The organism is Rhizobium sp. 1399, assembly GCF_031455475.1.
Taxonomy (GTDB): Bacteria; Pseudomonadota; Alphaproteobacteria; order Rhizobiales; family Rhizobiaceae; genus Rhizobium.
In genome coordinates this window covers 161,908-182,957 of record NZ_JAVDSU010000002.1, presented here as the reverse complement: position 1 = coordinate 182,957, position 21,050 = coordinate 161,908, and the positions used below count along the sequence as shown (strand labels likewise).

The 21,050-nt window shown below is 60.5% G+C and carries 15 protein-coding genes; 7 read left to right on the top strand and 8 right to left on the bottom strand.

Annotated elements, in window-relative coordinates:
* Positions 1-21: 21 nt before the first annotated feature.
* The 5 genes from J2X71_RS06815 to J2X71_RS06795 all read right to left on the bottom strand — a co-directional run bounded on the left by J2X71_RS06815 (position 22) and on the right by J2X71_RS06795 (position 6,340).
* Positions 22-1,665, bottom strand: coding sequence for an ABC transporter ATP-binding protein (locus J2X71_RS06815; protein ID WP_310380398.1), 1,644 nt, complete (start codon positions 1,663-1,665; stop codon positions 22-24).
* 10 nt (positions 1,666-1,675) lie between these two features.
* The gene (locus J2X71_RS06810) at positions 1,676-2,500 is read right to left on the bottom strand and encodes an ABC transporter permease (RefSeq protein WP_310380396.1); all 825 of its coding nucleotides are present in this window, start codon (positions 2,498-2,500) and stop codon (positions 1,676-1,678) included.
* Positions 2,493-3,440, bottom strand: a complete 948-nt coding sequence (locus tag J2X71_RS06805) for an ABC transporter permease (protein ID WP_310380394.1) — start codon at positions 3,438-3,440, stop codon at positions 2,493-2,495. Before J2X71_RS06805 ends, J2X71_RS06810 begins: the two co-directional genes overlap by 8 nt.
* A 66-nt stretch (positions 3,441-3,506) precedes the next feature.
* Positions 3,507-5,054, bottom strand: coding sequence for an ABC transporter substrate-binding protein (locus tag J2X71_RS06800; protein ID WP_310380391.1), 1,548 nt, complete (start codon positions 5,052-5,054; stop codon positions 3,507-3,509).
* A gap of 20 nt (positions 5,055-5,074) precedes the next feature.
* Positions 5,075-6,340: a M20/M25/M40 family metallo-hydrolase gene (locus J2X71_RS06795; RefSeq protein ID WP_310380389.1), complete on the bottom strand. Its 1,266-nt coding sequence runs from the start codon at positions 6,338-6,340 to the stop codon at positions 5,075-5,077.
* Between the two features lie 164 nt (positions 6,341-6,504).
* On the opposite strand from J2X71_RS06795, the gene J2X71_RS06790 reads away from it, so the two are divergent.
* Positions 6,505-7,269, top strand: coding sequence for a GntR family transcriptional regulator (locus tag J2X71_RS06790; protein ID WP_310380388.1), 765 nt, complete (start codon positions 6,505-6,507; stop codon positions 7,267-7,269).
* A gap of 758 nt (positions 7,270-8,027) precedes the next feature.
* On the opposite strand, the gene J2X71_RS06785 is transcribed toward J2X71_RS06790, so the two are convergent.
* Entirely contained in the window at positions 8,028-9,956 is a 1,929-nt protein-coding gene (locus J2X71_RS06785; RefSeq protein ID WP_310380386.1) for a methyl-accepting chemotaxis protein, read from the bottom strand.
* Between the two features lie 336 nt (positions 9,957-10,292).
* Here J2X71_RS06785 and J2X71_RS06780 point away from each other — a divergent pair, with 336 nt between their 5' ends.
* Positions 10,293-11,333 carry an SMP-30/gluconolactonase/LRE family protein gene (locus J2X71_RS06780; protein ID WP_310380384.1) on the top strand — a complete coding sequence of 347 codons (1,041 nt, stop codon included), beginning with the start codon at positions 10,293-10,295 and terminating at the stop codon, positions 11,331-11,333.
* A 969-nt stretch (positions 11,334-12,302) separates the two neighbouring features.
* On the opposite strand, the gene J2X71_RS06775 is transcribed toward J2X71_RS06780, so the two are convergent.
* Together J2X71_RS06775 and J2X71_RS06770 are read right to left on the bottom strand one after the other, a co-directional pair.
* Positions 12,303-14,609 carry a molybdopterin guanine dinucleotide-containing S/N-oxide reductase gene (locus J2X71_RS06775; protein WP_310380382.1) on the bottom strand — a complete coding sequence of 769 codons (2,307 nt, stop codon included), beginning with the start codon at positions 14,607-14,609 and terminating at the stop codon, positions 12,303-12,305.
* Complete coding sequence (locus tag J2X71_RS06770; RefSeq protein ID WP_310380380.1) at positions 14,606-15,298, bottom strand: FCD domain-containing protein; 693 nt, start codon at positions 15,296-15,298, stop codon at positions 14,606-14,608. Before J2X71_RS06770 ends, J2X71_RS06775 begins: the two co-directional genes overlap by 4 nt.
* 154 nt (positions 15,299-15,452) lie before the next feature.
* On the opposite strand from J2X71_RS06770, the gene J2X71_RS06765 reads away from it, so the two are divergent.
* From J2X71_RS06765 to J2X71_RS06745, 5 genes are read left to right on the top strand one after another with little or no spacing between them, the layout of a single operon-like run.
* Positions 15,453-16,940: an ABC transporter substrate-binding protein gene (locus J2X71_RS06765; protein WP_310380377.1), complete on the top strand. Its 1,488-nt coding sequence runs from the start codon at positions 15,453-15,455 to the stop codon at positions 16,938-16,940.
* Positions 16,941-16,946: 6 nt separating this feature from the next.
* A complete protein-coding gene (locus tag J2X71_RS06760; protein ID WP_310380375.1) occupies positions 16,947-17,786 on the top strand; it encodes an ABC transporter permease in 840 nt (279 codons plus the stop codon).
* Between the two features lie 4 nt (positions 17,787-17,790).
* Complete coding sequence (locus J2X71_RS06755; RefSeq protein ID WP_310380373.1) at positions 17,791-18,711, top strand: ABC transporter permease; 921 nt, start codon at positions 17,791-17,793, stop codon at positions 18,709-18,711.
* Positions 18,708-20,057 (top strand): M20/M25/M40 family metallo-hydrolase, encoded by a 1,350-nt coding sequence (locus tag J2X71_RS06750; protein WP_310380371.1) that lies wholly within the window; start codon positions 18,708-18,710, stop codon positions 20,055-20,057. The genes J2X71_RS06755 and J2X71_RS06750 overlap by 4 nt, the downstream gene beginning before the upstream one ends.
* Positions 20,054-21,040, top strand: a complete 987-nt coding sequence (locus tag J2X71_RS06745) for a hypothetical protein (RefSeq protein WP_310380369.1) — start codon at positions 20,054-20,056, stop codon at positions 21,038-21,040. The genes J2X71_RS06750 and J2X71_RS06745 overlap by 4 nt, the downstream gene beginning before the upstream one ends.
* The last annotated feature ends 10 nt before the right edge of the window (positions 21,041-21,050 follow it).

Genomic DNA, 21,050 nt, shown 5'->3' with positions numbered 1-21,050 from the left:
GTCATGCTCCTTGATGCGGTATCATTGGTATTGAGCGGCAGCGCGCGGCACCGCCTCGATCAGGCGGCGGGTATAGTCCGCCCGATCAGGACTATCGATCTCTGTGGCCTTCACCACCTCAATCAGGTCGCCGCGATACATGACGGCGATCCGGTTGGCGATCTGGCGGATCAGGTTGAGGTCGTGGGTGATGAACAGGTAGGCGGTGCCGCTCGCCTTCTGCAGTTCCAGCAGCAGTTCCACGACAGAGGCCTGTACCGAGACGTCGAGCGCCGAGGTGATCTCGTCGCAGATCACCAGCTTCGGCTTGGACGCGAACGCTCGGGCGATCGCCACACGCTGCTTTTCGCCGCCCGAAAGCTGGTGTGGATAGCGGCTTGCATGCGTGCGCGGCAGGCGAACCTGTTCCAGCATGTCGCCGATCTGCTTGTCGAGATCGGAGGCATGGCCGAACAGTTTCAGCGGCCGAGACAGGATTTCCGAAATCTTCTGGCGCGGATTGAGCGAGGCATCTGGATGCTGGAAGATGATCTGCACATCCTTGCGATAGGCATTGTCCATATCGCCGAGGTTCCTGATCTCGCGCCCGTCGAACCAGATCTTGCCCTCGAAGCGGTTGAGGCCGGTCATCGCCTTGGCGAGCGTGGACTTGCCCGAGCCCGACTCGCCGACGATGCCGAGGATCTCGCCCGGATTGACGCTGAGGCTGATGGCGTTGTTGCCGGTAACGCGCTCGGTCTTTTTGCCGGTCAGGGCGGCGAGGAGCGGCTTGCGGCCGAAATGGACGCTGACATTCTCGACCTTCACCAGTGGCTTGTCTGTTGCAACGCCATCATCCTTGACCAGCCGGTGGGCCGGATCGGGAACGGCCGCGATCAGTGCGCGGGTGTAATCCTGCTGCGGGTTGGTGAATATCTCGCGGACGTTGCCCTGCTCGATGATATCGCCGCGATTGATGACGGCAACGCGGCCTGCGGTGCGTGCCACCAGAGCAAGATCATGCGAGATATAGAGCGAGGCAACCCCGGTCTCGGCCTGCAGTTCGACGAACAGGTCGAGGATCTGGCGCGAGGTGATCACGTCGAGTGCCGTGGTCGGCTCGTCAAAGATGATGCATTCCGGGTTGCAGGCAAAAGCCGACGCAATGACGACGCGCTGTTTCTCGCCGCCCGACGCCTCATGAGGCATGCGGTTCATCATCCGCGCTGGGGTTTTGAGGCCCACGTGAGCAAGCCGTGCCTCGCCTTCCTTCCACGCCTGCTGCCGGGTCAGGCCACGATGGCGGACCAGTACTTCGGCAAGCTGGGTGCCGAGCGACAAAGTCGGGTTAAGCGACGTGCTCGGATCCTGGAACACCATGCTGATGCGCCGCCCGCGAAAAGTTTCCATCTCGCGCTCTGACTTCTCCAGAAGGTTCTCGCCATCAAGTAGGATCTTGCCGCCCGGCTCGCGGGCATTCTTCGGCAGATAACGCATGATCGACCAGGCAAGCGAAGTCTTGCCGGAGCCGGATTCGCCGACAAGGCCGAGGATCTCGCCACGGTTGATGGCGATACCGATGTTTTTCAGCGCGTGATACGGGCCGTTCGCGGTCTCGTAATCCAGCGAGTAGTTTTCGATGGTGAGAACCGGAGAAACGACCGAGCGGTTTTCTGTCTTGGTCATGGTCATCACCTCACGTCCGCGGATTGAGGGCATCGCGGAGACCGTCGCCCAGAAGGTTGAAGCCTACGGCAACGATGGCGATCGCCACGCTCGGCCAGATCAAGATGCCGGCGGAAAGATGCATATAGCGGCGCGCTTCCGACACCATCAGGCCCCATTCGGCAGCCGGCGGTTGGGCGCCGAGACCGAGAAAGCTCAGGGTGGCAAACAGCATCACCGCAAACGACATGCGAATGGTCATCTCGACGATGATCGGCGCAATCACGTTCGGCAGCATTTCGCGGCGGATGATATATCCGGAGCTCTCGCCACGGGCGATTGCTGCATTGACATAGTCCTGCTTGCGAACCGACAGCGCCACGCTTCTCGTGATCCGCGCCATGCCCGGAGCAAAGGCGATGGCGACGGCGACCAGCGCGTTGACCGTGCTGGAACCAAGAAGGTTCACGATCAGCAGAGCGAAGAGCAGGCTCGGGATCGACATCACGGCATCGATCGTGCGCATGATCAGCTCGTCGGCGCGGCCGCCGAGAAAGGCGGATGCGGTGCCGATCAGCGCGCCGATCAACGTGCCGGCAATGGTCGCCAGCACCGCCATCACGACGGTGGCGCGGGCGCCGATCAGCAGGCGGCTGCAGATATCGCGGCCATACTGGTCGGTACCCAGCCAGTAGGTCAGGCTTGGTCCTTTATAGCGGGCAAGCGGCGACAGCTTTTCCGGGTCGTAGGGCGCGACCAGCGGGCCGAAGACGACGATGAACAGGACCAGCACCACGAGGCCGAAGCCGATGGCGCCCTGAGGCGTCTTCAGGAGACGTTTGATAAACTCAGTCATACTGGATCCTCTTGTCGAGCCAGGCATAGAGGATGTCGGCAATGAAATTGACGATCGAATAGGTGGCAGCCATGATCAGCACGCCGGCTTGGATGGCAGGCAGGTCGCGCGCCTGGATGGCGACGATCAGCTGGCGGCCGATACCGGGAATGGCGAAGATCTCTTCCACGACGATGACGCCGCCAAGCAGATAACCGACGTCCAGCGCGACGATGGTGATGGTCGGCAGAAGCGCGTTGCGCAGCGCATGGCGGCGCAGCACCTGGCCGCGGGAAATGCCCTTCAGCCGCGCCGCACGGATGTAGTCGGTATGCAGCACGTCGATGAGTTCGGAGCGCACCATGCGCGAGACATGGGCGATCAGGATGATAGAAATGACGCAGACGGGCAAGACGAGATGGGCAATGCCATCGACGAAATTTTCCGTCAGCGGCACGTAACCGGTCGCCGGCAGCCACTTCATCCAGTCGGCAAAGACAAGCACGGCAATCGTAGCGGTGACGAATTCCGGCAGTGCGACACCGGCATAGGAGATCAGGCTGACGACCATATCGGCAATCTTGCCGCGGCGGATTGCAGCGATGATGCCGAGCGGAATGGCCAGCACCAGCATCAGGCCGATCGACAGGAAGGCAAGAAGCAGCGAGCGTCCGAGTGCCTCGAACATCACCGGGCCGACCGGCTGACCGGTGCGCAGCGATGTGCCGAGATCACCCTGCAGGACATGGCCAAGCCAGGTTGCGTATTGCTGCCAGATAGGCGCATCGAGCCCCATTGTCTGGCGCAGCGCGTCGAGAGCATCCTGCGTGGCGTTCTCACCCAGCATCATGACGGCGGCGTCGGCCGGCAGGATCTGGGTTATGGCAAAGACGATCAACGACACGACGAACAGCGTGTAGACGATCATCACCAGCCGCTTGGCTATGTAATTCGGTGACAAGGTCATGTTCCTTGGCAGAAAGAGGTATCGGACGCGGCTCTCGCCGCGCCCGAAGGGATCACGACATCAGCCGCGCTTCGGCGCCTTGTCGGAGAGCGAGGCGTAGTCGAGGCGGAACACCGAGGCGCGCGGATGCGCTTCGAAGCCTTCGACCCAGCTGCGCTTGGCGGCCAGAACGTCAAAGAAGGACGGGATGATCGAGGGAACGTCCTCGTTCATGATTTCCTGTGCCTTGGTGTAAAGCTCAGTGCGCTTTGCCTCGTCGGTCGTGCCACGGGCTTCCGCGACCAGCGCATCGAACGCCTTGTTGTTCCAGCGTGTCTCATTCCAGGCCGCATCAGATGTGTAGAGCAGCTTGAAGATGCCATCCGGGGTCGGCTGCATGTTGTAGAAGCCGACGTAGAATGTGCCCTTCTTCCACACCTGCTCCAGATAGGTCGCATGCGGCATGGTCTGGACGTTGATGGTGATGCCGGCTTCCTTGGCCATTTCGCGGAGCGCTACCGCGAGCTGGGTGCGCACCGCCGGACGGTCGGAGGCGATCAGTGTCAGTTCCAGACCGTTCGCATGGCCGGCTTCGGCGAGAAGCTTCTTGGCTTCCTCGATATTCACCTCCCGCTGCTTGACCTGTTTGAAGAACTGGTAGGACGGGTTGAGTGGCGTGTCGTTGCCGACCGTGCCGAAACCTTCGGTGACGAAACCGACCATGGCTTCGCGATCGACCGTCAGGGCGATCGCACGGCGAATGCGCGCGTCATTGAACGGAGCCGTGTCGCAGCCGAAGTTGATGTTGCAGAACTGGCCGGATGGCGTGCGCAGCGTGGTGATGCCGGCATTGCCATCGACGCGCATGAATTCCGGCGGCTGGATGGTCGAGATTATGTCGATATCGCCGGCAAGCAGCGCTGAGCTTTCAGCCGAAGTGTCCGGGAAAACATGCACTTCGACGCGGTCGAGATAGGGCCGCGCAGGGTCGTAGTACTTCTCGTTGCGCTCGACGACGATCAGGCGGTCCGGCTCGTAGGACACAAGCTTGAACGGACCAGTGCCGACAGCCTTGGTCGACAGGCTCTTCAAGTCGCCGGTGGCAAAATGGGCCGGGATGATACGAGCGTTGGTGTAGGCCATCGAGACCGGAAGGTCGGCATAGGCACCGGAAAGCTTGAACAGTACGGTCGCATCGTCGACGGCGACGATATCGGCGATCGGGCCGACATTGTTGCGGCCGGGCGAAGCCGTCGCCGGGTCGAGGATCGCCTTGAACGTGGCGACGACATCCTTTGCCGTGAAGGCGGAACCGTCATGGAAGGTGACGCCGGTGCGCAGCTTGAATGTCCACTCGGTTAGGCCCTCGTTCGGTGTCCAGCTTTCGGCCAGGTCCGGCTCCACCGACATGTCGACCTTGAGGCGCGTCAGGTTGCTGTAGAGCAGTTCGGTCACCAAATATTCCGGGTTGACGCGGGTGAGAAGCGGATGGATGACGCTTGCCGCCTGGTCGACGGAGATCTTCAGCGTGCCGCCCTTGGCCGGCGTTGCTTGAGCAAAGCTCAGCGACGGTGCGACCAACACGGCTGCCGTGCCGGCCAGGAAGAAGCGGCGTTTCATTTCCAGCATATGTAGTTCCCCTTGACGTATCAGTTGCTGTTTTCAGGAATGCAGTCCGCGGCGAAGTCGGCCGCGAGATAGGCGAGAATGCTCTTCGCGAGGGCGATGATGTCCTGCCGTGTCGTGTGTTCTTCGGGGCTGTGGATGCAGCTTTCCGGCCGGCCGAGGCCGCCGAGCAGCACTTCCGGCCCGAAACCGGCCCTCTGCACGTAACCGAAATCCGAACAGCTTGCGGCGCCCCATTTTTGAAAGTCTTCCGGCTTGTAGCCGAAGCCCAGCGACAGCGCCTTTTGCCATCGTGGCCAGTGCGGACCATCGGGATCGTCAGTTGGGACCAGATGCCCGACAAGATCCACAGAAAGGCCAAGCCCTGTGTCGGTGATGCAACCTCGGACCAGAGTCTCGATTTCGGCGCGTGCCTCATCGTAGTTTTCTTCCGGCGCATAACGGCGGCTGACGAGGATCTTGATCTCGGCCGGCACCTGTCCGCCGGCGGTGCCGCCGTTGATGGCCGAAATGGTCAGTTGTGGTCGAAGCGGCCCGGATGCATGCGGCGGCGGCGTTAGCCTGGATGTCCGGCTTGCCACCTCCGGTTTCAGCTTCACCAGGGCGTGGAGGACCGGAAGGGCGCCCTCGATGGCATTGATGCCGGCGCCTGTGCGATTGCCCTCGCCTGCATGCACGGCATGCCCTGTTATCGTCACCTGCAGATTGAATATGCCGAAACAGCCGGCCCAGACACGCGGTGCCGCCGATCCGTTGAAATTGATGATATGGTCCTTCAGCATGCCCTGCTCCGCGAGGTAGCGGATACCGGGATAGAGCCCGCCCTCCTCGTCGGTGCACAAAAGCAGCATCGGATCATAGGCGAGCGGCACGCCGCATACCTTGGCGGCCCGCAGCGCCAGCAAGGTTGCGGCGATCGTGCCCTTCATGTCGGCAGCACCGAGCCCGAACAGATCATCGCCCTCGACCGTCAGCCTCAGGGGATCACGAGTCCAGCCGGGCGCAACCGGCACCGTGTCGACGTGATAATAAAGGCCGCAGACAGGCTTTCCCGTTTCGCGGGTGGCAACGAGGTTGGTCCGCTCGCCAGAAGCCAGACCACCGGCTACGTACCAGAGATCACGCGGCACGACGACCCGCTCGAACTCAAACCCCAGCGGCGCCAGAAGCTCGGCCATCAGATCGGCGAAAGCGTTATAGCCCAGCCCCGGCGGGAATGAGGTGTCAACTTTGATCATCCGCGCCAGATCATCGACAGCAGCCTCGACATCCAGCTCAATCGCTGCCATGGCAGACTCAAAGCCTTGTTGCGAAGATGCTGGCTGCTGGGTGTTCATGGCAGTGTCCTCGGTACCCGTCACGCCAGCCTCCTCAGCTTGCGCTTTAATATAAACTATATAGTAATAGTGAGTAGATCGAGACCATGAGTCAACTCCAAAGAAGAGGCAAATAATTGCCGGAACTGCCCAATAATTCATCAGGAGCGAGCAAGCTGACAGAATTGTCCTTGCCGCTTTACGAAGTGGTCAAGCGACAGATCACCGAAGCGATCATGATCGGCAAACTGGAACCGGGCTCTGTTCTGCCCAGCGAAGTGGCATTGTCGCAAACTTACGGCGTGGCCGTTGGGACCATTCGCCGAGCGCTGATGGACCTCACCAATGACGGCCTTCTCAGCCGCCGTCGCAAGACCGGCACCGTCGTGACCGGCCGCAAGCCGCAGCACAGCCTGCGATTGTTTTTTCAGTATTTTCGACTGCACGGGCTGGATGGTTCGCTTAGCAAGTCGGTGACGAAGGTGATTTCGCTCGACAGGAGCTTTGCTTCCACCGCCGACGCGGGGAAACTTCAGATCGAGGAAGGATCGCCGATCGTCACCTTCCACCGGGTGCGCTACGTCGACGATCGACCGATCATGCACGAGACGCTGACACTTTCCTGCGAACGGGTTCCGGACTTCCCGGAGAGGGCAGAAGAAATCCCTGCGCTTTTCTACCTGCATCTACTGGAAAATTACGGAATCCGCATCTCGGCCATACGCGAACAGATCGGTGCCGATCTCGCGTCCGATTTCGATGCCCGGTGGTTAGACCTTGCCCTGCCGGCTGCCGTGCTAACGATCGACGAGGTCGCCTATGACCAACTCGCGGTCCCCATTCTCATATCCGCTCATCGCGCGACGACCGCGCACCACAGATATGTCAATGAGGTACAGTGAGCATTTGCTAATTGGCGACCCGTGTGGCCGCCTTGAGGGGAACAAGCCGGAGGCTTGCGCGCAAGTTTGATCCTGAAACCTAGCAAAATTCAGCTGTTCCTTTGTGGTGCGAGCGCCGATTTAAAGCGACTGTTGCGCCCCCAGGTTTCCGAGATGATGGCTGAGCCGTTCAAAGGGTACGACCAAGGCGTCGTTGTTTTTGCTTATTTGCTGGACGGGCGTCCGATATCGCCGGCTTTCCACTCTTCACAAGCTCGCCGAACCGGATCATCAGGAGCTGCTATCAATGCTTGCCGATGGCAGCATCTACCTGCTCTGGCCATCAGCGGCCCGGAACTTTCGGACCATGCGGATGCCCCGGATTGTGGAATGCGTCGTCTTCTCCACGACCGCCGGGTCGACATATCCAATCGGCTCGTCGAAGGCGAGGTGTACTCCTCAGTAGGCCGAGCCGTAGATCGGACCATTGCAGCCGTGGGTGTCTTCCGAATGTCCAGCCAGATCAACGAAGGACCAGATGTTGCCCTGCCGTTGAGTTCCTTGACGAGGAAGTCGCCCATGACATTGCCGAAGTGTCCGGCTCCACCATGAATTTCCGTGGTGACGGTGTCGGCCTCGATAAGACCCGTGTAAAGATCGACTGGAATGCCCGCCTTCATAGCCTTTTCGATTCCGGTGTCTGGTCACGAATGGTGCGCTGATCGTGGCCTCGTATCCCTCGCCCTTGATGCAAATGGCGAATTTTTCCGACGTCTTTTTTAGAACTCCTGCCATTCGTCGCCGGCCACGGCTACCGCGGCATTACCGGTGAAGGCGCGTGCGACCTTGCGGCCAAGGGCATGAGCCGGCGAGGCCACCGGTACGTCCCGGCCCTTGACGGGTCGCACGACAGAAGTCTGACGCGGACCAGACAGCTTGAACTGGGCCAGAAGCTCGTTTAGCGACGCGGCATCACGGGCGAGACCGTGGCTGGCGGCGGTCGATTCCTCGACCATGGCAGCGTTCTTCTGCGTGTCCTGATCCATCTGGTTGACGGCGGTGTTGATCTGTTGAAGGCCAGAAGACTGTTCCTGCGCCGATTCCACAATCGCGTTGACGTGCCGGTTGATTTCCTGCACTTCCGCAACGATCGTCGCCAGCGCCTGGCCGGTCTGGCCGACCAGGTGCACCCCGGCATTGACCTGCTCGTTCGATGTCGTGATCAGCGCCTTGATCTCCTTGGCGGCCTTGGCAGAGCGCTGTGCGAGCTCGCGCACTTCCTGGGCGACGACGGCAAAGCCCTTGCCGGCTTCACCTGCACGAGCCGCTTCCACGCCGGCGTTCAGCGCGAGAAGATTGGTCTGGAAGGCGATGTCGTCGATGACACCGATAATGTTGCTGATCTCGCCAGAAGACTTTTCGATCTGTTCCATCGCCTTGACGGCGCGCTGGACGACCTCCCCGGAGGTTTCAGCACCGCTGCGGGTGCGGGCAACAAGGGCGCCGGCTTCCTGAGCGCGCTTGGTGGCGTCCTTGACGGTGGTGGTGATTTCTTCCAGAGCGGCGGCGGTTTCCTCCACCGAAGCTGCCTGCTGCTCGGTGCGCTTGGCCAGATCGTCGGCAGCCGCCTTGATTTCGGACGAGCCGGCTTCGATGCTGCGGGCATTCTGTGCCACCTGCTCCAGAGCCGTCTGCAGCTTGCTGGCCGAGGTATTGAAATCATAGCGGACACCGTCAAGCGTCGCGGTGAAGGGCTTTTCGATGCGGTAGGACACATTGCCGTCGGAGAGATGGCTCAGTCCCTCCGCCAGGTTGTCGACGGCGAACTTGATCTCGGCGGCTTCCCGCGTCTTCTGGGCTTCGCGATCCATGCGGTCGCGTTCGGATAGACCGCGATTGTCTTCCGCTTCCTGCTCCAGGCGAAGGCGCTCGATCGCATTGTCGCGGAACACCGCCACGGCTTCTGCCATCTGGCCGATTTCGTCCTTGCGGTCGAGGCCGTCGATGGCAGCTTCCGTCTGACTGGCAGCCAGCGAAGCCATGCGTTCACGCAAGCGGGCCATCGGTACGGTGATGCCCTTATGGGCGATAGTCATGGACAGGACTGCGGCGATCGCAATCCCCAGAAGCATCCCGCAGATCGCATAGGTAATCGTGCTGGAGACCGATTGGCTCAACGTCTTGGCGCCGTTGTTGAGGATTTCGGCCATGGCGCCGTTATTGGCGCCGAATTTCGGCGAGAGATCGACGATCGCCTGGTCGAGCTTGGCGGAGAGTGTGCGAACCTTTTCTTGATCGCCTGCGGTATGGGCCTTGAGAAGATCGTCGCCGATTGCCTTCAGTGCGTCCGCTCCGGCAAGCAGTTCGTCGATCGCAGCCTTGCGGCTTGGCACTAGCGCCGGGATCTGTGTCAACCGGTCACGGGCGCCGGCAAATTCTTTCGAAAACCGGCCTGATAGATCCTGGAAAGCCGGCGTTGCCGGGTCCTGTGCCAGCGCGCGGCTCAGCCATGTCGTCGCGGTCCACATGCCGGCCGCACCGCGGGGTCCGAAGGTCGCCGCATTGCTTTCCTTCTGCAGGAACCCGGAATAGGCCTCATTGGCAGCGCTGAACTTGCTGGTGACATACATCAGGCCTGCCAGCGAAATGACGGCAAGGACGGCAATCGCCATCAGGAATTTTGTTTTGATCTTTAAATTCTTAAACATCAGATACCTCAAAAAACGCTCAATGAATGAAGGTGTATTGAAAAGCAAAATGCAGGAGCCGCAGTGGACATAGTGCGGTAGCGATCAAACTTGATTGTTCGTGGATCATAGGTGCTTTTTCATAATAAAATCTTACCCTTGTCGCAGCGCACAAAAGCGCACGCCGATCTCCAATCTGCATTTCACGGGTGCTTAACCAAGGTGACACAAGGTAATCCTGGTTTGTTGCGGCGCACAACGGGCTGCCTTTAATTGGAAAGCGAACCGTGGTTTCGGTTCCCCGCCAAGTCGGGCAAATTGATATGAAATCAAAAATCACAATCGAAGGACTTCAATGTGAATTTTTCACGCCGCAACATCATGAAGCTTTCGGCGGCCGCCTTGGCAACCGTCGTCCCGAAAATGGCATCTGCGCAAGCGATCGGCTTTACGCCAAGCCCCATCTATCCCGATCCGGCCATCCAGATTCTCGATCCGAGCTTTGCGAAGTATCGTGTCGCCAGCAGCTCGCTTGAGCAGGTCGCAACCGGCGCTCGCTGGCTGGAAGGTCCAGTCTGGTTCGGCGACGGACGCTATCTGCTCGTCAGCGACATTCCAAACAACCGCGTCATGCGCTATGACGAAGCCAATGAGAGCTGGAGCGTCTACAACGCCAACTCCAACTATGCCAACGGCCACGCCCGCGACCGCCAGGGCCGCCTGCTTTCCTGCGAACATCTGACACGCCGGGTCACCCGCACCGAATATGACGGTTCGATCACGGTGCTTGCCGATAATTACAACGGCAAGAAGCTCAACTCTCCGAACGACATCGTCTGCAAGTCGGACGGCTCCATCTGGTTCACCGATCCACCTTTCGGCATCGCCGGCGAGTGGGAAGGCGAGAAAGCAATACCGGAGCTGCCGCACTCGGTCTATCGCATCTCGCCGGACGGCAAGCTCGATCTTGTCACCGACGAGCTGAAAGGCCCGAACGGCATTGCGTTTTCGCCCGATGAAAAGAAGCTCTACATCGTCGAAGGCCGCGCATCGCCCTACCGTATCATCTGGAGCTACGACATGGGCGCAGACGGCGTGAAGCTTTCGAACAAGACGGCGTTGGTGACGGCCGACGACAATGGCGGTCTCGACGGCTTCAAGGTCGACATCGACGGCAACCTCTGGTGCGGCTGGGGATCGAGCGGCGCTGCGGGCGCCAGGCCCGAGGATCTGAACGGCGTCAAGGTCTTCAACTCGATCGGCAAGGCGATCGGCTTCATCCGCCTGCCGGAGCGTTGCCCGAACCTCGTCTTCGGCGGCCCGAAGAAGAACCGCCTCTATATGGCGAGCAGCCACTCGGTCTACGCGATCTATGTGGAAACTCGCGGCGCCGTCTGAACGCGCGAACCAAAAGCGAAGCGGTCGGGCCACCAGCACCTAGCCGCTTTCATTATCAAAGGCCAAACCGTCTCTTGCGCAGCAAATATAGGCTAATGGAAAGATACTTGTAGTGGCAGCCTGAGGCCGCTCTCCTGCCGTGAGTTCGGCCGTGCGCACTTCGGCTCGCTCGCGAGCAAAGCGACAGCCCGCTCCCTAAGCGGAGGGTGCGGCCGCGGGTGTGAGGAGAAATAGGTGTGAGCTGCGCCTTCACGCCGATGTATTTGGCGAGCATGTTGCAGAGATCGATTTCGTAGCCTACCAGCTCGCGGATGTGCCCCAATCACCTCCTCGACACTGCCCCGTCAAATAGTCGATGAACAGGTATACACCGCCCCATGGGTGCCGTGCCGCCTCGGCATATCCACGCAGATGTCGCGCAGCTTCTGTGCGTAGAAAGGAAGCTGTTGCTGGCTGCGAACGCAGAGATGGAGTTCCGTCGACGAAATAGACGGTGTTTCTGCATGAACGAACCATTACCCAACGAGATCAACTTTTGGCAAACCCATAATTGCCGAGATATGTTGGTTGCAACCGTCATTTCCTTGATCGCATCCCGTCACGACCGACAACCACAGGTCCGACGACATGCCCCCGTCCAAAGCGACGGCGCATCGAACAGGCCCGCAGCCGCTGCCCTTAGTAAAGACCATAGCAAATAGAACTTTCGAACAGTCGCACAAGGTGCTGACCGCGCGCGGGTCCGAAAGCTGGCGCATTGCAAGGAAGACGCAATTAGACGCACCGATCTCCAGATTGGATTTTACGAACGCGGCAAGATTGCTCGCTGCAAAGCGGCTGGCCTCAGTGTCGCGGTCATCGCGGGTTGATAATGGGTGGAGGACTAAAGGAGAATATGGTGGGCCGGCGTGAATATGAATCGAATAAATAGATACTCTCAGTCCAAACCTGCGACATCGGGTCCAAAAATCATGATGTAAAATCCGGAGTGTTGAAAGCCTCGACCGGCGGTGGGTCGGAATCGAGTCTACGGATAGCGACCAGACATGTTTGGGCGCTGCAGCCCTGTGACAGTGAAGACGCCGGAATGTCGAGCGTTACGGTATTCGGATTGCCATGCCGCTCAATATTGCTATCACGGTCCATATCGAACCAGGCGCCGGTGGAAAGCCTTAACACACCCGGCATGATCGCGTCTGAAACGACGGCCGCGGAGATCAGCCGGCCGCGGGTGTTGAAGACTTCGACCAGATCACCATCAGCGATGCCACGATCAGCCGCATCGGCCGGACTGATATGGATCGGCTCGCGCCCTGCCACCTTGCCTGCCTTGCTGTGCGGGCTGGCATCAAGCTGGCTGTGCAGTCGGCGCACCGGCTGGTCCGAGATCAAATGCAGTTCCTGTTCGCCGCGCGATGCGGCACCCAGCCATTCCGGCGGTTCGAACCAGATCGGGTGGCCGGGGCAATCGGCGAGTGCGAAGCTATCGACCGTCTCGGAAAAGATCTCGATCAGACCAGACGGCGTAGGAACTGGGTTCGCACCAGGCGCGTGGCGAAACGCTTCTAACATGACGACCGGGCCTGCCTCGGGGCCGAGATCGAACAGGCCTGCCTCCCAGAATGTCTCGAAATCCGGCATGGCTATGCCTCTGGCGGCTGCATTGTCTCGGCTCACGGCATAGATGCGCCGCAGCCACCCATCCTCGTCGAGGCCTTCGGAGAAATTGATCTCGAGCCGTTTGGCCAGCGCGTCGAAAATGTCGAAATCGTTGCGCGATTGGCCAAAAGGTTCTTCGACCTTCTTCATTGCGACGACCAGATCCTCGCCGCCGGCAGCGGCGATGTCATTGCGTTCCAGCGAGGTCGTAACTGGAAGGACGATATCGGCGAGCTTTGCCGTCGACGTCCAATAGGGCTCGTTGACGACGATCGTCTCCGGCTTTTCCCAGGCTTTCAGGAGGCGGTTAAGATCCTGATGATGATGGAACGGATTGCCACCCGCCCAATAGACGAGACGGATATCCGGATAGCTGTAGTTTTTTCCATTGTAGGTGAAGCTGCCGCCCGGATTGAGCAGCATGTCGGCGACGCGCGCAACCGGAATGAAGGTCGAGATCGGGTTCTGGCTCTGCGGGAAAGTGCCGAACTTGAACCGGGCATTATCGTGCCCTACGGAATTCAGTGCGCCATAGCCAACACCGAAACCGCCTCCCGGAAGACCGATCTGACCGAGCATCGCTGCCAGCGTCACCGTCATCCAGAAAGGCTGTTCCCCATGCACGGCGCGCTGCAGCGACCAGGAGACATTGATCATCGTCCGGCTTGCAGCCATTTCCCTGGCAAGCGAGGCTATCCGGTCGGCATCGATGCCGCAGATTGCGGATGCCCATTCCGGCGTCTTGGCAATGCCATCCGTGTGCCCGAGCAGATAGGGCCTGAACCGGCCATAGCCGGTACAGTGGCTGTTGAGGAAGACGCGGTCTGCGAGGTTCTCGGTCTCCAGCACAAAGGCGAGCGCCAGCATCAGCGACACGTCGGTATTGGGGCGGACCGCCAGCCACTCGCTATCGACCGGCATATTGTCGGAGACCGGGCTGATATTGACGAAGCGGGTTCCGGCCTTTTCCATGGCCCGCATGCCTGCCGTCACCCGGTGGCGGCCAGCGCCTCCCGGCGACATCTGAGCATTCTTCGTAGGCACGCCGCCGAAGGTGACGAACAGTGTCGTATGCTTCGTCATCACGTCGAAGGACGTATGCTGGTCGAGCAGGATTTCGGTCGAGGCAACCGCATGCGGCAGGATCACCCGACCGGCCGCGAGGCTGTAATTGTCAACATGGCTCACATAGCCGCCGATCAGATTGAGAAACCGGTGAACCTGGCTTTGCGCGTGGTGAAACCGTCCGGCGCTGGCCCATCCGTAAGAGCCACCGAAGATCGCCTCATTGCCGAAGGTCGAGCAGACCCGCTCGAACTCGCGGGCGAGAAGATCAAGCGCCACATCCCATTCTACCTCGACGAAGGGCTCACGCCCTCGTAAGTGAGGATTCGAGCCGGGTCCGCTTTCCAGCCAACTCCTGCGGACAGACGGTCTTGCTATGCGCACCTTCTTCAGATCGCCCGACGCCATATGAAGGCCGATCGGCGACGGATCGGAATCCTCTGCGGCGCCCCTTATTGAGGGGCTGCCCACCGGCTGGGGCACGACCTCGTAGACACCCCAATGAGCGGCAGTGCGAATCTTGCTGTTCGATGCCTTGCCTTGGCCCGTCACCTCACGGTCACCCGTTGCGCTTCGCGCTGCTGCAAGGCTTCGATGACGATGCGCGCACCGTCCTCTATCGCATGCTCGATCGCCGCGCGGGCTGCATCGGCCCGCTTATGCTGTAGCGCCTGCATCAGGTCGTCGTAGTTGTGATGATCGCTGGACCCGGACTGAGCCTCCGGATAGAGGTAGTTGAAGCCCGGTCCAGCCCTCAGCCAGAGCATTTCGATAACGCCGAGGAGGGTCGGCATGCGAGCCGCCGCGTAAAGGACGAAGCGGAATTCCTTATTCAGCGTCAGCGCCAGATGCTGGTTCTTTTCTGCCTTCGCGGCGAGGTATTTCTTCAGCAACCCTCGCATCTCGGCGATTTCCGAGCCGTTAATTTTGCCTGCGGCATTATAGGCCGCAAGCCCTTCGACAGATTTGCGGATCTCGGCGATCTCGGAATATTGCGCCACCGTCATCGTCGGCACCCGGAAAGATTGAGCCGGTTCCGCGGCCAGGACACCCGAGGCGGCAAAGCGCACCAGAGCTTCGCGAACGGGTGTAATGCTAATGCCAAGCGAGTGCGCCAGATCCTTCGTGACGAGCCTGGTCCCGGGCTCCAGCCGGCCCTCGATAAGCGCCGCGCGGATTTCATCCTCGACATGCGTAACTAGGCTCTTTCTTGGAGCTGCATTGAACAAAGCCGTACTCACATCACCCTCGTCATTGGAAAATTTGCCTGTTTTTTATCACAGATTCGGAACTGCCCATATCTTGCTCATACAGGATATATCATATATCGTGACGCTATCAACTGCCGTCCTGCCGGACGGGGGAAATGTCAACTCCGGAGAAGGTGAAGGCCGAATGAAAAGACTAGTTGCTTTAGCTCTCGCGGCATCCATGCTGCTGCCAGTCACCACAGCGACCGCCGAGGCTGCCGATCTCGTCGTCGGCCGTAGCGCTTCCACTACCGCCATGGACCCTGGCTTCCTTCGCGAGGCCGCGACCATCGTCGATAATATTTTCGACACGCTGGTCATGCGAGACAAGGATATGAAGCTCGTACCTGGACTTGCGACCTCATGGACGGCGATCGACGACACGACGTGGGAATTCAAGCTCCGCGAGGGTGTCAAGTTTCACAACGGCGAGGCATTCGACGCCGAGGCCGTCAAGTTCACCCTCGACCGCGTTCTCGATCCGGCGGCAAAGTCGCCGACGGTCTCTTACATCCGCACCATCGCCAGTGTTGACGTCGTTGATCCGTCGACCGTCCGCATTAAGACCAATGGCCCCGATCCGCTGCTTCCAACCCGCATGAGCCGCTACCCGGCCTATATCGTTCCGCCGAAATACGTGAAGGAAGTCGGCAACGACAAGTTTGCCACCCATCCCGTCGGCACCGGTCCGTATAAATTCGTCGACTTCATTCCGGACCAGCATGTCATTCTCGAAGCCAACAAGGATTACTGGCGCGGCGCACCGTCAATCGACAAGGTCACCTGGCGCTCGATTCCGGACGGTACCGCTCGCGTCACGGCACTTCTGACCGGCGAAGTCGATATTATCGAAAAAGTCCCGGTGGATTTGCTCCCGCTAATCAAGGAAAGTCCCGACGCCGATCTCGTGCAGGTGAAGAATGGCGGTCTTACCATCTATCTTGGTCTTACCATGAAGGAAAAGCCACTCGATAATGTGAAGGTCCGCCAGGCGCTCAACATAGCCATCGACCGCAAATCGATCGTCGATAATATTCTTCAAGGCATGGCGGCCCCACGTGGCACCCAGGTCGGCCCCGCCGACTTCGGTTACAAAGACGTTCCAGTTCCGGCCTACGATCCTGCCAAGGCCAAGGCGTTGCTTGCGGAAGCGGGCTATCCGAACGGCTTCAGCATCAAGATGCAGTCCTCGCACATCTACATCAAGGACAGCGAAGTGGCACAGGCGATCGCTCAGCAATATGGCGACATCGGCGTGAAGATCGACCAGGAAGTGCTCGACTGGTCCGTCTATGCGCAGCAGGTGCCGCGCAAGGGCCCGATCTTCATGCTCGGCTGGGGTTCGACCCAGACGCTCGATGCGGATGCTGCCGTCTATGCCATCATGAAGACCGGCGAGCCCTACTCGACGGCCTCGATCCCGGAGATGGACAAGCTTCTCGACGAAAGCCGGGCGATCGTCGATCCGGCGAAACGCGAAGCCGTGCTCGCTCAGATCCAGGATCTGGCCGCCAAGGACGTGCCCCTCATCCCGCTGTATCAGGAGGATGCGCTTTACGGAAAGGCGAAATCGGTTACCTTTGAAGGGCGTCCGGACGCGCGTATCCCGATCTTCGACATCAGGAAGCAGTAAGACAGCATGACGCGGTTTTGGAATGTCCGGGACAACGCGGACGCAATATTTGCGACGTTCCTTCTGGTCACGGTTCTGGCGCTCTGCCTCTTCGTGCCACTTTTGTGGCCGATCGATCCGGTGCGCGGAACCCTGACCGCGACATTCAAACCGCCGCTCTCCGTTATCGGCGGAGAACTCCATCCGCTCGGAACTGACCAGCTAGGGCGGGATCTTCTCGCCCGGCTGGGTCTCGGCACGTTGATCTCACTGTCGATCGTGACCGCGGCATCTGCCATCTCCGTTGTGCTCGGCACGACGCTCGGCATGATCGCCGGTTATTATCGCGGCTGGTTCGACATCGTCATCATGCGCGCCGTCGATGTTCAGCTCGCCATTCCCTTCATCCTGCTGATCCTGTTGATCGTCGCGGTCATCGGACCTAGCATGGCCAATCTGGTCGTGGTGCTCGGTATTACCGGCTGGGCGGTGTTTGCCCGTGTCGCTCGCGCCAAGACGCTGGAAATTCGCGAGCTGGAATATGTCGATGCGTCCCGCTCGATCGGACTGCCGGACAGGACAATCATCTTCCGCCACATCCTGCCGAACATCATTGGGCCGCAGACCGTACTGATGACGCTGGACCTGCCGCGCCTGATTATCCTGGAAGCCTCGGTCGGCTTCCTCGGTCTCGGCGTGCAGCCGCCGACACCGACGCTCGGCAATCTGATCGGCGAAGGTCGCTCCTATATCCTGCTTGCCAACTGGCTGATTCTCTATCCCGGCCTCGTCATAGGGGCATTGGTGATCGGCTGCAATCTCATCGGTGACTGGCTCGTGCGGCGTGCCGACAGTAGGAATGCCTGACGATATGAAAACAGCGAGCTTCATCACCGGACGAGCGCTGCAGGGCATTGTCGTCATGTTCGGCGTCTCGGCTATCGTCTTCTTCGCCCTGTTCCTGACCGGCGATCCGGCCGCCCTTATGATGACGCCCGATGCATCGCGCGAAGAAATCGAGGCCTTTCGCCAGGCCATGGGCTTCAACGATCCGATCTGGGTACAATATGGCCGTTTCCTGGCCGGCGCGCTGAGCGGCGAGCTCGGCACGTCGGTGCGCTTCCACCGTCCAGCACTTGATCTCCTGGTCGAACGCCTACCGGCGACGGCGCTGCTTGCCTGCACGGCACTCGTCTGGAGTTCGCTGCTCGGTTTCCTGCTCGGCACGATCGCAGCGGTGCGCAAGAACAGCGCCATCGATTTCGCCATTCGCGTCATCTCGCTTCTCGGCCAGGCGATCCCGGTCTTCTTGCTGGCGCTGCTGCTGATCATCTTCTTCTCGCTGAAACTGCGCTGGCTGCCGTCGAGCGGTATCGGCTCGGTTGCCCAACTGGTCATGCCATCGATCGCACTCGGCGCCTATTATCTCAGCGCCATCACAAGGCTGGTGCGTGCCAGCTTGATCGAGGTTCTAGGCGAAAACTATATTCGCACCGCCCGCGCCAAGGGCATTTCCTCCTGGCGCATCATCGTTCACCATGCGCTGCGCAACGCGTTGATCCCGGTCATCACCGTGCAGGGCATGTATTTCGCCTCGCTGCTCGGGGGCGCGCTGGTGACGGAAATCATCTTCGCCTGGCCGGGCATCGGTCGTCTGGCCGTCGAAGCCATCCAGAACCGCGACTTCCCCGTAGTCCAGGCGGTCGTGCTGTTTGCGGCCGCGGTTTTCGTGGTCGTCAACTTCCTGGTCGACCTCGCCTATGTCTCGCTGAACCCGAGGATCAGGCTATGATCGACGAGTGGGCGGTCGAGGAGGCGCTGCAACTGACGCATGACTGGTGCGCCATCCCGTCGGTCAAGGGCGACGACAAGGCGCTGCGCGTCCAGGCGGACGAGATCCGCTGCTGGCTCCAGCAGCAGCTCGGCGCCGAGATCATCTGCTCCAACTCGTCGCGGGGCCGCCCGCCCGTGGTTCACGCCCGCATCGACGTGGGAGCCGCAATCACCGTCATCCTCTACAACATGTACGACGTGATGCCTGCCACGTCGCAGGGCTGGTCCGTCGATCCGTTCCGCGGCGGCATCGTCGATCTGCCGGAGATCGGTCCGAGTTTCGTCGCCCGCGGCGCCGAGAACAACAAGGGGCCGCTCGCCGGCATGCTGCTCGCCGTCAAGGCGCTTGCGGATGCGGGAAAGCTGCGCGTCAATGTCGAGATCCTCGTTGATGGCGAGGAGGAAAGCGGCAGTAGCGCCATGCGCGACTACCTGGCCAACGATGCCTGCCCGGTGCGGCCGAGCGCAGCCGCGATCTTTCCCTCCTTCTGCGAATATGGCGGCGGTCCGCCGCGGGTCTATCTCGGTTTTTCCGGCATCGCTAAGGGCGAGGTCCGTGTCGAGGGCGGCGAATGGGGTGGCCCGAAAGCGGCCATTCATTCCAGCAACGCACCCTGGATCGCCAATCCCGCCAGCCGGTTGGTCGAGGCCCTGTCATTGATCGGCAAACCGCCGACCGGCGAACTCGGCGGGATCGAGATCGACGCGGAGGCTGCCGGCATCATCGCGAGGCTGGCCGCGTCTTTCAATCCGGCGGCGGAACTGCGCTTTCGCAGAACCGAAAAGTTCGCACTCGAAGGTGGTGGCAGATCCCTCCTCGAACATGTCCTGTCGGCGGCCTCCTTCAACATTTCCAGCCTCGAAAGCATGCCGCTCACCGCCGATGGAGTCATACCGCATGGCGCCCGCGCTGGCTTCGAACTACGCACCCCGCCGACGCTCAATCCTGCCGATTTTTTGGCCACCTACCGAAATGCATTAAAGGCAACGCCCGGCGCTGTCTTGAATGTTGCGGACAGTTATCCCGGCCATCGGTTTTCCGCGGATGCGCCCGGTGTCGCACCGCTTCTGAAGAGCTACGGAAAGACCGCCCTTGCCGCGCCGCAGGTCTGGCCCTGGGCGATCGGCGCCGCCCCCGCCTATGCTTTTGCGCGGCATGCGAAGTCCTTCCTTCTCGCCGGCGCCGGTCGCGGCGGCAATGCGCATGGCATCGACGAGTTCATGACGCTCGAAGGGTATCGCCGATTCATCGAGTCCATCGCCCTCTGGCTCGATCTTGTCGCCGACGAAGCGGAGGCCGCATGAACACTATCCGCCATCTCTCCCGTGCCGACGCGATCGAAGCCGGTGCCCTTGACTGGACAGAAGCCGTCAAGGACGTGCAGGCAACGATACGCCTTCTGCGTGACGGCAAGGCCGGCATGGTCGCCGAAAGCGTCATGCCGCTCGGCGCCGATCCTCGCAACAAGGCCTATGGTCTCCCCGCCTTCGTCGGCGGCGTCTACGACGCAGCCGGCCTGAAATGGACGGTCCATCGCGCCGAACCGGTGGACGATCTTCCCAGTATCAGCAGCACCACATTCATCAACGGCCTGACCGATGGCGCGCCGCTCGGCACTGTCGAAAGCGCGCTTCTGACCCGCATGCGCACCGCCGCCGTCTCGGCCGCTGCGATCCGCGGCCTGATGCCGAGCGCTTTCAAAGCCGTCTCTATCCTAGGTGCTGGCGCACAGGCGCAGACGCATCTGGACATGCTGCGCAGCCTGTTTCCGGACTTGGGCGAAATTCATCTCTGGAACCGGACGAGAGCCCATCTCGATACGTTGATCAAACAGGCAATCCCAAGCGCGATCACGCGGCTCATCCCGCATGATCACCTGCACGACGCGTTGGAAAATGCAGATGTCATTCTCTGCTGCACCTCGGCGCCGGAACCGTTTCTCGAAGCCTCCGCCGTCGGTGCCGGCCGGTTGATCATGCAGATCGGTTTCAACGAGGTGAAGTTCGAGACGATCGCTGCGACGGATCTCGTCACCGTCGATCTCTGGGGCGATTTTGCCGATAGGAGTGCAAAAAGCCTCTTCCAGATGTATCGCGCCGGCCAGTTTGCACCCTCGCGTGTCGCGGCGGACCTGCCAGCCATCGTCCTCGATGGCTGGCAGCCACCGACAGGTGCATCGCTGTATTTCTCGAGCTTCGGCCTCAACGTTTTCGACATTGCCTTTGCGGCACGTCTGTTGCGACGGGCAAACGAACTCGGGATCGGCACCGCGATGCCGGCCATCTGATGCCTATTGC

Excerpts from the sequence above, each read along its gene's own strand:
- J2X71_RS06815 (WP_310380398.1), bottom strand. The coding sequence starts at position 1,665 with ATGACCAAGACAGAAAACCGCTCGGTCGTTTCTCCGGTTCTCACCATC.
- J2X71_RS06810 (WP_310380396.1), bottom strand. The coding sequence starts at position 2,500 with ATGACTGAGTTTATCAAACGTCTCCTGAAGACGCCTCAGGGCGCCATC.
- J2X71_RS06800 (WP_310380391.1), bottom strand. The coding sequence starts at position 5,054 with ATGCTGGAAATGAAACGCCGCTTCTTCCTGGCCGGCACGGCAGCCGTG.
- J2X71_RS06795 (WP_310380389.1), bottom strand. The coding sequence starts at position 6,340 with ATGGCAGCGATTGAGCTGGATGTCGAGGCTGCTGTCGATGATCTGGCG.
- J2X71_RS06785 (WP_310380386.1), bottom strand. The coding sequence starts at position 9,956 with ATGTTTAAGAATTTAAAGATCAAAACAAAATTCCTGATGGCGATTGCC.
- J2X71_RS06765 (WP_310380377.1), top strand. The coding sequence starts at position 15,453 with ATGAAAAGACTAGTTGCTTTAGCTCTCGCGGCATCCATGCTGCTGCCA.
- J2X71_RS06760 (WP_310380375.1), top strand. The coding sequence starts at position 16,947 with ATGACGCGGTTTTGGAATGTCCGGGACAACGCGGACGCAATATTTGCG.
- J2X71_RS06755 (WP_310380373.1), top strand. The coding sequence starts at position 17,791 with ATGAAAACAGCGAGCTTCATCACCGGACGAGCGCTGCAGGGCATTGTC.
- J2X71_RS06750 (WP_310380371.1), top strand. The coding sequence starts at position 18,708 with ATGATCGACGAGTGGGCGGTCGAGGAGGCGCTGCAACTGACGCATGAC.
- J2X71_RS06745 (WP_310380369.1), top strand. The coding sequence starts at position 20,054 with ATGAACACTATCCGCCATCTCTCCCGTGCCGACGCGATCGAAGCCGGT.